The sequence below is a fragment of the Paraburkholderia sp. RL17-368-BIF-A genome (genome assembly GCF_046054045.1).
Classification (GTDB): domain Bacteria; phylum Pseudomonadota; class Gammaproteobacteria; order Burkholderiales; family Burkholderiaceae; genus Paraburkholderia; species Paraburkholderia graminis.
The window spans coordinates 83,774-98,595 of the sequence record NZ_JARESN010000023.1; the positions used below are offsets into that span (position 1 = coordinate 83,774).

Annotated in this window: 13 protein-coding genes; 8 read left to right on the forward strand and 5 right to left on the reverse strand. The window is 62.2% G+C overall.

Annotated elements, in window-relative coordinates:
- Window positions 1-16: 16 nt before the first annotated feature.
- The gene (gene pdxR, locus P0D87_RS28425) at window positions 17-1,567 is read right to left on the reverse strand and encodes a MocR-like pyridoxine biosynthesis transcription factor PdxR (RefSeq protein WP_053859722.1); all 1,551 of its coding nucleotides are present in this window, start codon (window positions 1,565-1,567) and stop codon (window positions 17-19) included.
- Window positions 1,568-1,697: 130 nt separating this feature from the next.
- On the opposite strand from pdxR, the gene P0D87_RS28430 reads away from it, so the two are divergent.
- The 6 genes from P0D87_RS28430 (at window position 1,698) to P0D87_RS28455 (ending at window position 8,210) form a co-directional block, all read left to right on the forward strand.
- On the forward strand, window positions 1,698-2,816 hold the full coding sequence (locus tag P0D87_RS28430) for an ABC transporter ATP-binding protein (protein WP_006047542.1): 1,119 nt from the start codon (window positions 1,698-1,700) through the stop codon (window positions 2,814-2,816).
- Window positions 2,817-2,921: 105 nt separating this feature from the next.
- Entirely contained in the window at window positions 2,922-3,971 is a 1,050-nt protein-coding gene (locus P0D87_RS28435; protein WP_006047543.1) for an ABC transporter substrate-binding protein, read from the forward strand.
- 116 nt (window positions 3,972-4,087) lie between these two features.
- Window positions 4,088-5,365, forward strand: a complete 1,278-nt coding sequence (locus tag P0D87_RS28440) for an ABC transporter permease (RefSeq protein WP_044020317.1) — start codon at window positions 4,088-4,090, stop codon at window positions 5,363-5,365.
- A 15-nt stretch (window positions 5,366-5,380) separates the two neighbouring features.
- A complete protein-coding gene (locus tag P0D87_RS28445; RefSeq protein ID WP_006047545.1) occupies window positions 5,381-6,220 on the forward strand; it encodes an ABC transporter permease in 840 nt (279 codons plus the stop codon).
- Window positions 6,221-6,374: 154 nt separating this feature from the next.
- Window positions 6,375-7,436 carry an OmpA family protein gene (locus tag P0D87_RS28450; protein WP_053859721.1) on the forward strand — a complete coding sequence of 354 codons (1,062 nt, stop codon included), beginning with the start codon at window positions 6,375-6,377 and terminating at the stop codon, window positions 7,434-7,436.
- 138 nt (window positions 7,437-7,574) lie between these two features.
- On the forward strand, window positions 7,575-8,210 hold the full coding sequence (locus P0D87_RS28455; protein ID WP_006047547.1) for a response regulator transcription factor: 636 nt from the start codon (window positions 7,575-7,577) through the stop codon (window positions 8,208-8,210).
- Here the strand turns inward: P0D87_RS28455 and P0D87_RS28460 are convergent.
- The gene (locus P0D87_RS28460) at window positions 8,207-8,548 is read right to left on the reverse strand and encodes a hypothetical protein (protein ID WP_321175877.1); all 342 of its coding nucleotides are present in this window, start codon (window positions 8,546-8,548) and stop codon (window positions 8,207-8,209) included. The two genes, P0D87_RS28455 and P0D87_RS28460, sit on opposite strands and share 4 nt — an antisense overlap.
- Between P0D87_RS28460 and P0D87_RS28465 the strand changes: the two genes are divergently transcribed.
- Both P0D87_RS28465 and P0D87_RS28470 read left to right on the forward strand, forming a co-directional pair.
- On the forward strand, window positions 8,513-8,767 hold the full coding sequence (locus P0D87_RS28465; RefSeq protein ID WP_408637090.1) for an Hpt domain-containing protein: 255 nt from the start codon (window positions 8,513-8,515) through the stop codon (window positions 8,765-8,767). The two genes, P0D87_RS28460 and P0D87_RS28465, sit on opposite strands and share 36 nt — an antisense overlap.
- A 131-nt stretch (window positions 8,768-8,898) precedes the next feature.
- Window positions 8,899-9,795 (forward strand): hypothetical protein, encoded by an 897-nt coding sequence (locus P0D87_RS28470; protein ID WP_321175876.1) that lies wholly within the window; start codon window positions 8,899-8,901, stop codon window positions 9,793-9,795.
- 117 nt (window positions 9,796-9,912) lie between these two features.
- On the opposite strand, the gene acnA is transcribed toward P0D87_RS28470, so the two are convergent.
- From acnA to P0D87_RS28485, 3 genes are read right to left on the reverse strand one after another with little or no spacing between them, the layout of a single operon-like run.
- Window positions 9,913-12,630, reverse strand: coding sequence for an aconitate hydratase AcnA (acnA, locus tag P0D87_RS28475; protein WP_029967393.1), 2,718 nt, complete (start codon window positions 12,628-12,630; stop codon window positions 9,913-9,915).
- Window positions 12,631-12,675: 45 nt separating this feature from the next.
- Entirely contained in the window at window positions 12,676-14,127 is a 1,452-nt protein-coding gene (locus P0D87_RS28480) for a bifunctional 2-methylcitrate dehydratase/aconitate hydratase (protein WP_053859718.1), read from the reverse strand.
- A 25-nt stretch (window positions 14,128-14,152) separates the two neighbouring features.
- Window positions 14,153-14,656, reverse strand: a complete 504-nt coding sequence (locus P0D87_RS28485) for a hypothetical protein (RefSeq protein WP_006047552.1) — start codon at window positions 14,654-14,656, stop codon at window positions 14,153-14,155.
- Window positions 14,657-14,822: the final 166 nt, after the last annotated feature.

Below are 14,822 nucleotides of genomic sequence, written 5' to 3' on the forward strand. Positions count from 1 at the left end.
GTCGTAGGCGCGTCGCTCAGGCGGCGCGCGTCGGCGTCTTCAACGCGGTCTGCTCGATGACGCGCGCGAGCGTGTCGAACGCGGGCCCGATCTTCTCGTTCGGCACGCACGCATAGCCGAGCAACAGCCCGCGCCGCGCGGGCGGATCGCTGCTGTAATAGGTCGCGAGCGGCCGCACGATCACGCCGGCGTCGAATGCGGCCGCCGTCACCGCGCGGTCGTCCGCGTGATCCGGCAAGCCGAGCACCAGATGCAAGCCCGCTTCGTCGCCCATCACCGGCAGTTCGCTGCCGAAACGCGCGGTGATCGCATCGATCAGGATTTGCCTGCGCTCTCCGTACAGCGCGCGCATGCGCCGAACGTGCGACGTGAGGTGGCCGTCCATGATGAAGTCGGTCATGACGGCTTGCTGCATCAACTGTCCTTCGCGATAAAGCTCCGCGACGCCCATGCGAAACGTGTCGACGAGATGCTCCGGCGCGATCATGTAGCCCATGCGCAGACCCGGAAACAGCATCTTGCCGAGGCTGCCCACGTAAATGACCTGACCGGCTTCGTCGAGACCTTGCAGCGACGCAAGAGGCCGGCTGCCGTAGCGAAACTCGCTGTCGTAATCGTCCTCGATGATCCACACGTTGTGCTGACGCGCGTATTCGAGCAACGTGCGGCGGCGCGCGAGGCTCATCACCATGCCGAGAGGGTATTGATGCGACGGCGTCACGAGCGCGAGACGCGGCGGCTCCCGCAAATCCTCCTCACGCGGATTAAGACCTTCATCGTCGACAGGCACCGGCACCAGCGTGATTCCCGACGACTGCAACACGCTGCGCGCGCCCCAATAGCACGGCTCCTCCACCCAGGCGCGATCGCCGACGTCGGTTAACAGACGCACGGCGAGATCGATGGATTGGTGAATACCCGTAGTGATGATGATCTGATCCGGCGTGCAATTCACCGAGCGCGCGACGCGCAGATAGTCCGACAACGCGCGGCGCAGCGGACGATAGCCGCCGCCGGGCGCATACGTCAGCAGATCCGGATTCGCTTCTTTCCACAAACGCGCTTGCAGGCGGCTCCACGTTCGGGCCGGAAATTCCGCGACGTCCGGCACGCCCGGCATGAAGGCGCCCCATTGTTTCGCCGAGACCCCGGCCTGGCCGATCAGACGCCGCCCGCGATTGGACAGATCGTTCAGATCGCGCTTCGGCGGTTTGGTTTGCGTGCCGACTGCCGCACCGGCCGTAGCGCCGACAGCCGCCACCGCCGGCTTTCGGCGCGCGTTGACGGCGGCGGTGTCCGGCTGCGTGTCGGCGACATAAGTGCCGCTGCCCGTGGTCGAGATCACGTAGCCTTCGGCGGTCAACTGGTCGTACACATGCAGCACCGTATTGCGCGCGATGCCCAGGTCTTCGGCGAGCGTGCGCGAACTCGGCAGCTTGGTGCCAGGCGGCAACTGACCGGTGAGAATGGCCTGCTGCATCAGCCGCAACGTCTGCCGGTAGAGCGGTTCCGAGGCCGCGCGATCAAGCCTGGCGGCGAGCCAATCCGACAAGATGATCGTATCCAAGTGGTTCTATCCGGAATAATGAAATGGTTCCATATTGTAGAACCGTAACGGTCTATAGTGGGCCACGCAATTGATGCAAGCCCGCTGTTACGCAAGAGCAGCCGGCTCGACCGCAGAGGAGACTACGGCGATGAAAACGGATGAAGTGATCGTCAGCTTTCGAGGCGTGCGCAAGACGTACGACGGCGAAACGCTGGTCGTCAAGCAACTGGATCTGGACATCTATCAGGGCGAATTCCTGACGCTGCTCGGGCCGTCGGGTTCCGGCAAAACCACCTGTCTGATGATGCTCGCCGGTTTCGAATTTCCCACCGGCGGCGAGATCTGGCTCGACGGCACATTGCTCAATACCGTGCCGCCGCACAAGCGCAACATCGGCATGGTGTTTCAGAACTACGCGCTGTTCCCGCATCTCACGGTCGAGCAGAACGTCGCGTATCCGCTGACCGTGCGCAAGGTTTCCGCCGAAGAGCGCGCGCATCGCACGAATAACGCATTGAAGATGGTGCGCATGGAGAGCTTCGCCAAGCGCTATCCCGCGCAGCTTTCGGGCGGACAGCAGCAGCGCATTGCGCTTGCACGCGCGCTGGTGTTCGAGCCGAAACTCGTGCTGATGGACGAGCCGCTCGGCGCGCTCGACAAGCAATTGCGCGAACACATGCAGTACGAACTGAAGTCGCTGCACGAGAAGCTCGGCGTGACCTTTGTCTACGTCACGCACGATCAGGGCGAGGCGTTGACCATGTCCGATCGCGTCGCCGTCTTCGATAAAGGCATCGTGCAGCAACTCGATACGGTGGACCGTCTGTACGAATCGCCGTGCAACGAATTCGTCGCGAACTTCATCGGCGACAGCAACAAGCTGCGCGGCACGATCGCCAACGTGAACGGCGAATATTGCGAGCTTCATCTGGCCGACGGCACGCGGGTGACGGGCCGCAATATCGGCGGCGCGCGGGCGGGCACGCCGGCCATCGCGTGCATCCGGCCGGAACGCATGAAGCTCTCGGCGGGCGGCAATGGACATGCCAACGGCGCTGCGCGGCCGGGCGCCAACGCGCTTGCCGGCGAAGCGCGCGGACTCATCTATTTCGGCGATCACGTGCGGATGCGCTGCGGTTTGCCGCAGCAGGACGAGTGCTTCGTCAAGGTGCCGCTCGGCACCGACGCGCTCAACGCGTTCGCACCCGGCGCGCCCGTCGCGCTCGAGTTCGCGCCCGAGCATCTGCGGGTATTCGCGGGGGCGTAAGCGCGGCAAACGCGAGCATGATTGCATCAGCGGGGCAGTCAGCAGCACATAAGAACGTCGCATGGACTCATGCTTGAAACCACCACCAAAGGAGAGCAACACACCATGAGCAAGATCGGGAAATCGCGCTGCGCCATCGCTGTCGGTGCTGTGGCGCTCGCGCTGGGCGCGGCGCAGGTGAATGCGGCCGAACTGACGGTCGTCAACTTCGGCGGCGCCAACGGGGACGCGCAAAAGGCAGCGTTCAACCAGCCGTTCGAATCGCAGACCAGCAGCAAGGTGACCGCCGTCGAATACAACGGCGAGCAGGCCAAGGTCAAGGCGATGGTCGAGGCCAAGCATGTCAACTGGGACGTGGTGGAAGTGGAGTCGGGCGACATCGGCCGCGGTTGCGACGAAGGTCTGTATGAAAAGCTCGACTGGTCGAAGATCGGCAAGAAGTCGGATCTGATTCCTGAAGCGCCGCAAACTTGCGGCGTGGGCTTTTTCGTGTGGTCGACGGCGCTCGCGTATAACGCCGACAAGCTGAAGAGCGCGCCGTCCGGCTGGGCCGATTTCTGGGACGTGAAGAAGATTCCGGGCAAGCGTGCGATGCGCAAGGGCGCGCGCTACAACCTCGAGTTCGCGCTGATGGCCGACGGCGTCGCGCCGAAAGACGTCTACAAGGTGCTCGCGACGAAGGAAGGCCAGGACCGCGCGTTCAAGAAGCTCGACGAGCTGAAGCCGAACATCCAGTGGTGGGAAGCGGGCGCGCAGCCGCCGCAATTCCTCGTGGCGGGCGACGTGGTGATGTCGACCGCGTATAACGGCCGCATCGACGCCGCGCAGAAGGAAGGCAAGAACCTCAAGGTCGTGTGGAACGGCAGCATTTACGACCTCGACTATTGGGCGATTCCGAAGGGCTCGCCGAACAAGGCGCTGGCCGAGAAGTACATCGCGTACACGCTTTCGTCGAAGCCGCAGCAGGACTACGCGCACCACATCGCTTATGGTCCGGTGAACGTGGCGGCGATCAAGGGGCTCGACGCGAAGACGCTCTCGAATCTGCCGAACTCGCCGGCTAACGGCAAGAACGCGGTGCTGCAGAACCTGTCGTTCTGGACCGATCACGGCGACGAGCTGGAGCAGCGTTTCTCGTCATGGGCTTCGAAGTAAGTCGTGAAGTGATGCGATGACGCGCGCGCGTTGGAGCGATCCGCTGCGCGCGCGGGTGGATGGACTGGAGCCGGACTAACGCTGCTCCGGTCCGCAGCTTTGCAGGGAGACCAGGTGTGACTACGATGACGATCGCCGCCGATTCCACGCCGGAATCAACCGGCCGGCTCAAGCGCGAACTGAAGGCCGCGGAAGCGAAAAAGCGTGCGATGGCGCTGCTGCTCATCGCGCCGCTCGCGATTTTTCTGCTGCTGATCTTCGTCGTGCCGATCGGCGCGTTGCTGACCCGCGCCGCGCAGAATCCCGAAGTCGTGAACGCGTTGCCGCATACGCTTAGCGCACTGCACGCATGGGACCGCAAGACGCCGCCGCCCGATGCCGCATACGCCGCACTGGCGACCGACCTGACCGCCATCGCCGATAGCGACGGCATGGGCGCGCTCGCGCGCCGGCTCAATGTGGAAATTCCTGGTTATCGCTCGCTGGTGGCAAAGTCGGCGCGCGCGATGCCTTTCGTCGACGACAACAGCAAGCCGTTGCAACTGACGCCCGCGCAATTTCACGCGAAGTTCGCCGAGCTCGACGAACGCTGGAACAACATCGCGTACTGGCAAGCCATCGCGAAGAACGGCAGTCCGTATTCGCCGTTCTACGTGCTCGCTTCGCTCGATCACAAGCAGGACGCGTTCGGTCACATCATTCCGACCGATCCCGACCAGCAGATCTATCTCGCCGTGTTCACCCGCACCTTCGTGATCGGCGCTGCCGTTACGTTGTTCGCGCTGCTGCTTGGCTATCCGCTCGCTTACTGGATTTCGACGCTGTCGGAGCGTCGCGCGAATCTCGTGATGATCCTCGTGCTGATTCCTTTCTGGACGTCGATCCTCGTGCGCGTGGCGGCATGGATCGTCATCTTGCAGAGCGAAGGTCTCGTGAACAAGGCGCTAGTGGGCAGCGGCCTGCTGCACGATCCGCTCGCGCTGCTGTTCAACCGTACCGGCGTCTATATTTCGATGACGCACATTTTGCTGCCGTTCATGATCCTGCCGCTCTACAGCGTGATGAAGTCGATTCCGCCGACGTATCAGCGCGCGGCCATTTCGCTCGGCAGCCATCCCTTCGCCGCATTCTGGCGCGTGTATGTGCCGCAGACCTATCCCGGCATCGGCGCGGGCGCGTTGCTCGTCTTCATTCTGGCGATCGGCTACTACATCACGCCGGCGCTGCTCGGCGGCCCGAACGACCAGATGGTCAGCTACTACGTGGCCTACTTCACCAACGTGACGATCAACTGGGGCATGGCGTGTGCGCTCGGCGCGCTGCTGCTTGCCGCGACGCTGGTGCTGTATGTGATCTACGGACGCTTCACGCGTTCATCGCTGAGCCTCGGCTGAACGGAGCCTACCGACATGAAACTTGCCAAGCCCCTGTTCGCGCCGCACACGTCCTGGGTGGAGCGCGCGTGGTATTTCGCGTTGCGTGCGCTTGCCGTGCTCACGCTGCTGTATCTGATTTTGCCCGTGCTCGCGATCGTGCCGCTGTCGTTCTCATCGAGTACGTTCCTCGTCTATCCGATTCCTGGTTGGTCTCTGCGCTGGTATCAGAATCTGATTGCGTCCGATGAATGGCGTATGGCGGCTAAGAATAGCTTTATTGTCGCGCCGTCCGCGACGGTGGTCGCGACTGTGCTTGGCACGCTGGCGGCAATCGGCCTCACGAAAGCCAACTTCCGCGGCAAGGGCTTGCTCATGGCGATCCTGATTTCGCCGATGATCGTCCCGGTGGTTGTCGTCGGCGTGGGCATGTATCTGTTTTTCGCGCCGCTCGGACTTGCGAATACGTATGTTGGGCTGATTCTCGCGCATGCGTCGCTCGGCGTGCCGTTTGTCGTGACGACGGTGGCCGCGACCTTGCAGGGCTTCAACTACAACCTCGTGCGCGCGAGCTTGTCGCTTGGCGCGAATCCGGTGAAGACGTTCTTTCGCATCACATTACCCGTGATCGCGCCTGGTGTGATTTCCGGCGCCTTGTTCGCGTTCGCGACGTCGTTCGATGAAGTCGTCGTCACGCTCTTCCTGGCCGGCGCGGACCAGACGACACTGCCGCGCCAGATGTTCACCGGCATCCGCGAAAATATCAGCCCGACGATTGCAGCGCTCGCCACCATTCTGATTATTTTTTCGACGTGCTTATTGCTGGCGCTGGAATGGCTTCGTGGCCGCAATGCGGCGCGCGCGGTTCGGGCGTAAATGCGGCGCGAGCAAATATCCGGTAACTTCGTTGATGCAACATGAGAATCGACAACTCTTGACACCGTTCTAAGATTCATCCCATTCCGCGGGCTTCTGCGTCTCGTCATACTTTTATCCCTTGATAAAAAGATGCGAGAGGCGCAGATAACCAATGAAAACCCCGCTAACCGTGCTTGTGTGTGCGCTCACACTGACAGCTTGCGCGGATCACGCCGCGCGCGCACGGCTCGGCATTCAAGACCCCACCCTGCTTCAATCCGGCATTGGCGCCTCGCAAGACGAGGCGGCAGGCGCCGCCAACCCGCAATGGATCAACGCATACGCGCCCGCTGCCAGCGGCGGCACGGCGCTCGCGTCATTGCAAGCGCGGCTGAACCGCTTGCCGCCTGAACAGAACGGCTATTTCCGCGCGAAGGCGCAATGCTGGATCAGCGCGGGCCACGAGGCGCGGCAAGCGGGCGACCACTGGGGTTTCGTCGAGGAGGCCATCGGTCAGGCGGCGGTCATCACCCTGGGACTTGAAAATGGCACGTCGTTATCGGCTGCCAATCCGGCGCTGCGCACCGTCTCCGTGGTGCGTCCCGATTTGTGGAAGATCGTCAATACCATCAAGTCGGACCCGGTCACGGCCTCCTGTCGCGAAGCGCAGCAGCCGCTCGCATGCGCTGAAGTCGAGCTCATGCAAGCGGGCCACGATGCATGGGTACGCAACTTCGCTCATGCCGAAAAGCGTCTGCCGGACATTCAGGATAACTTGCGTAAATCGGCCGAGAGCGCGCTGCAATGCAAGCAGGCCGCGCCCGCGAGCGCTGCGGCGCAGAGTCCGGCAATGCCACGAACGGTCACGCTGCGCGCCGACTCGCTGTTCCGTTTCGACGGCGGCAACGATGCCGCGATGCTGGCCGCCGGCAGACGCGAACTCGACAAAGTGGCGCGAAGCATGAAGACAACGGCCACGCTTCGCGAACTCAGGATCACCGGCTACACCGACCGTCTCGGCGACAACGCCCATAACCAGAGCCTGTCGCTGCAACGCGCGCAAACGGTAGCAGCGTATCTGCGCGCTCGCGGCGTCACCGTGCCAATCGCTATTCGCGGGCTTGGCAGTGCGAAACCGGTGGCGCAATGCCGGCAAACCAGGCGCGATGAACTGGTGCGATGTCTCGCACCGAACCGGCGGGTGGAGATCGAGTTCGTCGTCGCGCCTTCCTGATCTGCTCAGGCTGCGCACACGAACGTCGTACCCCGCGGACGCCAACGGCTTATGGCTGCCGGGAGGTCACGAGAGGGCCGTCAGAAGTCCATGATCGCCCCAACCGGAAATGGAAGTTTTTCAGGAGAAATGCAACACATGTCGACTATTCTGATTATCGATGACCACCCAGCGTTCCGGATGATTGTCCGGTTGCAGCTCATGCAACTGCTTAGCGTCGAACAAGTGGTCGAGGCGGACAACGGCCAGACCGCTGTCGAGATGGCTCGCCAATACAAGCCCGACCTCGCGATACTCGACCTCGACATTCCGCGCATCAGCGGACTCGATGTGATTCCGCGTCTGAAGCTCGTGCATCCGTCGATTCGCCTGATGGTGCTGTCGGGCCACGACGCGGCGACCTTCGCGCCGCGCGCAATGCGTTCGGGCGTTCACGGCTTCGTCGGCAAGTCGCAGGACATGAAGGAAATCTTGCGCGGCGTCGAAGCGGTGCTCGCGGGCTATACGGTTTTTCCGGTCGGCCCCAACGGCGCGAGCATTGCGCCGGGCATGGCGCCGAGCGGCGAGGAAGGCCGAATCATGCTGCTGTCCGACAAGGAACTCGTCATTTTGCAGATGCTCTCGCGGGGCATGTCGAACAAGGCGATCGGCGACGCGCTCTTCATGAGCGACAAGACCGTGAGTACCTACAAGAGCCGTATCCAGGAGAAGCTCGGGGTGTCGTCGCTCGCAGCGTTGATCGAATTTGCTTCGTTGCACAAGCTGATCAGCTAGTTCCAGCCGCTATGAACAAGACGAGTCTGCATTGCGGCGAAGGCGCCGATTGTCACCAGCCGGCGCAGCGCGCTGTTGAGCTGGAAGGCGCGCGCGCAACGCAGCAGGTCACCCTCCCCGCTGTTGGGAGAAGCACGTCGCGGGCTGACGCTAACGCGCGGCCGTCCGACTCGCGCGAGCAAGCTCGCGATTCCGGCAAAGGCGTGAGTCCTTCTTTCGAGCCATTCGATCGCCGCTATCTTGATGCACTGATCCACGAAGGGATCGATCTCGGCGCATTTCTCGAAGGATGGTGCGTGGCGATGCGCAATGATCTCGACCGTCTCGGCAATCTGCAAAGCGAAGGCGACTTCGACGATTTACGGCCTCTGTTGCACAGGCTCAGCGGGGCGCTAGGACTTGTCGGCGCCCACAGTTTGATGGACGCATTGCGGCGCGTACCCACCACGCGATCCGAGCCCACTTGCAAATTAATTGATGCGCTTGCCGCACGCATGCGAACGCTGATCGAGCAACTCGAAGGCGTGCGTGACGAACACCGGAGCGCACGACCATGAACAGGCCGTTGGCCTTGATCGAGGGCGCGCTTGCGCTTCCCAGCTCGCGTCCGCTGTCCGGTTTGCCGCCGCCTTTCGGCTCGTGGCGACGGTCGGCGTCGTACACACAGGAACGCGTCCCGCAACCGGCAATGCCGGGCGTGCCGCAATACACGCCAAGGCCGCAACCTCGCCGACGGAATCCACCGAACAACAGGTTCCGATTCTTCTACAAGTTGCCGCAGCGGCCCAATTCGGACAGCCGTTTCGACGAGCAATTGGCAGAAGCGCGGCATTATCTCCAGGCGGACTACGTGCGTCCGCATTCGTCGCGTTCGGATCGGATGCTTGGCGCCGCGATCTTCGTGGGCTGCAGCATTGCGCTCGCGTGGCTCCTGGCGACCTGTTCCACGCATGACGTCGCCGATCAATTCGCAACAGCGGCAAAGCCGTCTGCAACGTCGACACGTACTGGCCGCGTGACAGTTCAGCCATTAGCAGACGTCCAACCAGACGCACCCAAGCCGATGCCACGCGTGGCAGAAGCGCCTCAACGTACTGCGCAGGCGCAGGCGTCATCGTCAGTGACGGCTCGGTCACCCCAAGCCGCACATCGCGTCGACACAGCGAGTTCGCCGCAACAACGTGCCGACTCGCAGCGTAACGCCGGTACGTCACGCCATATCGCCGCAGACAACCGCTCGGCAAAAGCGTATCGCACTGCGACAACTACAGCGGCACTGGCGGATCGCGTGGAAATTGAAAGACTGCGTCGCGGATCGAATCATTCGGTTGATTCGCTGGCGAACTCTTCGGTATCGAGGGGACAGGGGCAACCCGAGCGGCCCACACCGCGAACTCTCGCAAACGACTCAACCGAGAGCGCGGCATTGTTCGATTGGGCCGCTCAACAGCGGCGCGCAAACGCCAACACACGTACAACGTCGCCGGCATCTTCGCAAACCGATCCCGACTGGAATGCGCACATGACGCAGCGCCGGATTACCGACAATCCCGCCGCTTTCCAGGCCGACCGCGCGCAACCATAAGCGCTAAAACCATCGACGAAAAAAAAGCCCGACCAAGGTCGGGCTTCAAAAGTCGGCTGCGCCCTCCACAGGACGCAGCCCCTGCAAAACAGCAAGCTGTTTGCGTCGTCGCGAGCCTTAAGCAGCCAGCAGCGAACGCAGCACGAACGGCAGAATACCGCCGTGCTTGTAGTAGTCGACTTCGATCGGCGTGTCGATACGCAGCAGCACCGGCACGCGCTTCTCCTGGCCGTCCTTGCTGCGAATCACGAGTGTCACTTCCTGCTGCGGCTTGAAGTCCGCGCCGAGCCCTTCGATGTCGTACGTTTCTTCGCCGGTAATGCCGAGCGATTGCACGCTGTCCGAGCCCTTGAATTGCAGCGGCAGAACGCCCATGCCGACCAGGTTCGAACGGTGAATCCGCTCGAAGCTGCGTGCGACCACAGCCTTCACGCCCAGCAGTTGCGTGCCCTTCGCCGCCCAGTCGCGCGACGAGCCCGTGCCGTACTCTTCGCCCGCGAACACGATGGTCGGCGTGCCGGCGTCGATGTACTTCATCGCTGCATCATAGATGGACAGTTGTTCGCCGCTCGGCTGGTGAATCGTCAGGCCGCCTTCCACGCGCGAACCGTCTGCCTTCGCCGGGATCATCAGGTTCTTGATCCGGACGTTCGCGAACGTGCCGCGCATCATCACGTCGTGGTTGCCGCGGCGCGAGCCGTAGCTGTTGAAGTCGGCCTTCTGCACGCCGTTTGCCTTCAGCCACTTGCCTGCGGGCGAGTCTTCCTTGATCGAGCCAGCCGGACTGATGTGGTCGGTCGTGACCGAGTCACCGAAAATGCCCAGCGCGCGCGCGTTCTTCACGGCGGCGATGCTGTCGGCCGGCGTCATCGAGAAGTCGTCGCCGAAGAACGGCGGCTCTGCAATGTACGTCGACTTCGGCCAGTCGTAGACCTGACCTTCCTCGCCTTCGATCTTGCTCCACAGGTCGCCCTTCTTGGTCAGCGACGAGTAGTTCTTGCGGAACGCTTCCGCGTCGAGCGCGAACTTGAGCAGGTCGTTCACTTCGTCGCTGGTCGGCCAGATGTCGCCGAGGTAGACGTCCTTGCCGCCCTTGCCCTTGCCGACCGGTTCGGTCATCAGGTCGCGCGTGATGTTGCCGGCGATCGCGTAAGCCACGACCAGCGGCGGCGAAGCCAGGAAGTTCGCGCGGATGTTCGGGTGGATACGCGCTTCGAAGTTACGGTTGCCCGACAGCACGGCAGCCGCGACGATGTCGTTCTTCGTGATCGCTTCGTTCAGTTCCGGCGTCAGGTCGCCCGCGTTGCCGATACAGGTCGTGCAACCGTAAGCGGCCAGCGTGAAGCCGAGCTTGTCGAGGTACGGCAGCAGGCCGGTCTTCGTCAGGTATTCGGTGACGATACGCGATCCGGGAGCCAGCGACGTCTTGATGTGCGGAGCGACCGTCAGGCCAGCTTCGACAGCCTTCTTCGCGAGCAGGCCGGCAGCCAGCAGCACGCTCGGGTTCGACGTGTTCGTGCACGACGTGATCGCGGCGATCAGCACGTCGCCGTTCTTCACGTTGACGCCGTTGGTCGTCGTGTATTGCGCGTTCAGATCGTCGGGCTTCTTCGCAAAGCCGTTTTCGGCAACCGGCTTCGAGAACAGGTCGCTGAACGTCGACTTCACATGACCGATTTCGATGCGGTCTTGCGGACGCTTCGGGCCTGCCAGCGACGGCGCGACGGTGCCGAGATCCAGCGTGACGACCTTCGTGTAGTCGATGTCGCCGTCCTTCGGAATGCCGAACAGGTTCTGAGCCTTGAAGTAGTTCTGGAACGCCGAGATTTCTGCGTCCGTGCGGCCCGTGCCCTTGAAGTAGTCGATGGTTTTTTCGTCGACCGGGAAGAAGCCCATGGTCGCGCCGTATTCCGGCGCCATGTTGCCGATCGTCGCGCGGTCCGGCAGCGACAGCGAGCGCGTGCCTTCGCCGAAGAACTCGACGAACTTGCCGACAACCTTCTCTTTACGCAGCAGTTCGGTGATGGTCAGCACCAGGTCGGTTGCCGTCACGCCTTCGCGCAGCTTGCCCTTCAGGTGCACGCCGACCACGTCCGGCGTCAGGAAGTACACCGGCTGGCCGAGCATGCCGGCTTCAGCTTCGATGCCGCCCACGCCCCAGCCGACCACGCCGATGCCGTTGATCATCGTCGTGTGGCTGTCCGTGCCGACCAGCGAATCCGGGTAGTACACGGTGTCCGTGCCGTCGGCCTTCTTGTGCACGCCGCGTGCGAGGTACTCGAGGTTCACCTGGTGAACGATGCCGACGCCCGGCGGCACGACCTTGAACGTGTCGAATGCCTGCATGCCCCACTTCATGAACTGGTAGCGCTCGTTATTGCGCTGGAATTCCAGTTTCATGTTCAGGTCGAGCGCGTTCTTTTCGCGGAAGTGGTCGATCTGCACCGAGTGATCGACGACCAGATCGACCGGCACCAGCGGCTCGATCGACTTCGGATTCTTGCCCACCCGCTTCGCGACGCCGCGCATTGCAGCGATGTCGGCGAGCAGCGGCACGCCGGTGAAGTCCTGCAGCACCACGCGCGACACGACGAACGGGATTTCGTCGACGCGTGCCGCCGTCGGCTTCCAGTTCGCCAGTTGCGTGATGTGTTCTTCGGCGATTTTCTTGCCGTCGTAGTTACGCAGCACCGATTCCAGCACGATTCGGATCGAAACCGGCAGGCGGTCGATCTTGATGTTCAGTGCCTTGCCGAGTTGCGGCAGGGAGTAGAACTTGCCTTTGCCGGAACCGCTGTCGAATTCCTTGAGCGTTTTGTGGAGGTTGTGGGCCATGGTGTTTTCCTTGGTTTGATCGCGGAACTACAGTACTTAACTTGACTAGATGACGTACAAATCGACGTACTCATTGACCGGCATGGCTTCGAGCCGCGCCTGATCCAGCGACACGTCGAGGATCGCCAGTTGTTGCTTGACCGGGAAGCGGCGCGCGAGGTTGGTCCTGAACTTCTCGACCAGCAACGGAATTCCGTCTTCGCGACGACGCTTATGACCGATCGGGTATTCGACTACGACTTCGTCGAACTGCGATCCGTCGTTGAATTCGATCGTCAGTGCATTGGCGATCGAACGCTTCTCGGGATCGTGGTAATCCTTCGTGAACTGTGCGTCTTCGACGCATTGCATCTTGGCGCGCAGCACATCGATACGCGCGTCTTGCGCGACCGAATCTTCGTAATCGGCAGCCGTCAGGCGGCCGAAAATCAGCGGCACTGCGATCATGTACTGAATGCAATGATCGCGGTCGGCCGGATTATTGAGCGGACCTTTTTTATCGATGATGCGAATCGCGGCTTCGTGCGTGCGGATCGTGATCTTGCGGATGTCGTCCACATGCTTGCCGTGCGCGACGAGCTGCGCCTGCAACGTCATGGCCGCTTCGACGGCGGTCTGCGCGTGGAACTCGGCCGGAAACGAGATCTTGAAGAGCACGTTCTCCATCACATACGAGCCGTACGGGCGCTGGAATTTGAACGCGTTGCCCTTGAAGAGCACATCGTAAAAGCCCCACGTCTTCGCCGTCAGCACCGACGGATAGCCCATCTCGCCAGTTTTCGAAATGAGCGCGAGACGTACGGCGCGCGAGGTCGCGTCGCCGGCGGCCCATGACTTGCGCGAGCCGGTGTTCGGCGCATGGCGGTACGTGCGCAGCGCCTGCCCGTCGACGAGCGCCTGCGAGACCGCGTTGATGAGCTCGTCGCGCGTGAGGCCGATCAACTGACCGACGACCGCCGTGGACGCGAGCTTCACCAGCAATACATGATCGAGCCCGACCTTGTTAAAGGAGTTTTCGAGCGCGATACAGCCTTGAATTTCGTGCGCCTTGATCATCGCGATCAACACGTCTTTCATCGTCAGCGGCGCTTTGCCCGCTGCGATGGCCGTACGCGAGAGCCAGTCGGCTGTCGCGAGAATTCCGCCGAGGTTATCCGATGGATGACCCCATTCGGCGGCAAGCCAGGTGTCGTTGAAGTCGAGCCAGCGGATCATCGCGCCGATGTTGAACGCGGCCTGAACCGGGTCGAGCTGGAACGACGTGCCCGGCACCTTGGCGCCGTTGGGGACGATCGTGCCCGGCACGATGGGTCCCAACAGCTTGGTGCAGGCAGGGTAGGTGAGCGCCTCGAGTCCGCAGCCGAGCGTATCGATCAGGCAATGACGCGCGGTTTCCAGCGCGAGCGCGCTGTCGATCGGATAGTCCAGAACGTAGTCGACGATATCGACCAGGACTGTGTCCGGGTCGGGTCGCACGTTGGAAATCGGAGCGGACATCGAGAGCTCTTCCTGATGACGACAGTTAGTTCGTCTTGTTGATCGCGTTCGATTGCGTCGGAGCCGGCGCGCCTTGCACCATGGCTGCCGTCTTGCATTCGTCGGCGAGACGCGAGCTGTCCTTGTCCGAGAACAGCATGGCCTTCGTCGGGATCACGACGAGATCCATGCCGGTGGCGGCGTCGTGGAAACGGTCTGCACCCGTGGTCGTGGACTGACGCGGCAGATTGTAGTTCTTGTTCGCCCAGTGAACCGTGACGATCTGGTCACGCTTCATGTCGCCCTTCAGATCGAACGACAGGCCTTCGTTGCACGACCATTTTTCCGCGCCTTCCGGGATCGGATCGAGCTTCGCTTCCTTCACCGGGTTTGCCTTGCGCTTGATCAGACGGCGCGGCTGCGGCTTCTTGGCCACGGCCTTGGCGGCGGGCTTCGTGGTGGTCGCCGTTTGCGCGGCGGCGTCAGTCGCGACGGTCAGCATCGTCGTGGACAGGGCGCCAATCACGGCGGCGATCATCAACTTGTTCATGGAGAACCTTTCTATCTAATTTCAGTTAAACGGTACGCGGTCTACCGGTCCTGGCGGCCGCGGGGTTGAACTGCAGCGCCTTGAAGCGCACAGCGACCGCTATTTTCGCTTATTTAGCGGCACGTACTTCAAATTCTCAGGTCCGGTGTAATTCGCGCTTGGACGG

What these genes read in the sequence shown, in the direction of transcription:
- P0D87_RS28430 (WP_006047542.1), top strand. Translation starts at nt 1,698, where the DNA reads ATGAAAACGGATGAAGTGATCGTCAGCTTTCGAGGCGTGCGCAAGACG.
- P0D87_RS28485 (WP_006047552.1), bottom strand. Translation starts at nt 14,656, where the DNA reads ATGAACAAGTTGATGATCGCCGCCGTGATTGGCGCCCTGTCCACGACG.
- P0D87_RS28455 (WP_006047547.1), top strand. Translation starts at nt 7,575, where the DNA reads ATGTCGACTATTCTGATTATCGATGACCACCCAGCGTTCCGGATGATT.
- P0D87_RS28465 (WP_408637090.1), top strand. Translation starts at nt 8,513, where the DNA reads ATGCGCAATGATCTCGACCGTCTCGGCAATCTGCAAAGCGAAGGCGAC.
- P0D87_RS28445 (WP_006047545.1), top strand. Translation starts at nt 5,381, where the DNA reads ATGAAACTTGCCAAGCCCCTGTTCGCGCCGCACACGTCCTGGGTGGAG.
- P0D87_RS28435 (WP_006047543.1), top strand. Translation starts at nt 2,922, where the DNA reads ATGAGCAAGATCGGGAAATCGCGCTGCGCCATCGCTGTCGGTGCTGTG.
- P0D87_RS28470 (WP_321175876.1), top strand. Translation starts at nt 8,899, where the DNA reads ATGCCGGGCGTGCCGCAATACACGCCAAGGCCGCAACCTCGCCGACGG.
- P0D87_RS28480 (WP_053859718.1), bottom strand. Translation starts at nt 14,127, where the DNA reads ATGTCCGCTCCGATTTCCAACGTGCGACCCGACCCGGACACAGTCCTG.
- P0D87_RS28450 (WP_053859721.1), top strand. Translation starts at nt 6,375, where the DNA reads ATGAAAACCCCGCTAACCGTGCTTGTGTGTGCGCTCACACTGACAGCT.
- acnA (WP_029967393.1), bottom strand. Translation starts at nt 12,630, where the DNA reads ATGGCCCACAACCTCCACAAAACGCTCAAGGAATTCGACAGCGGTTCC.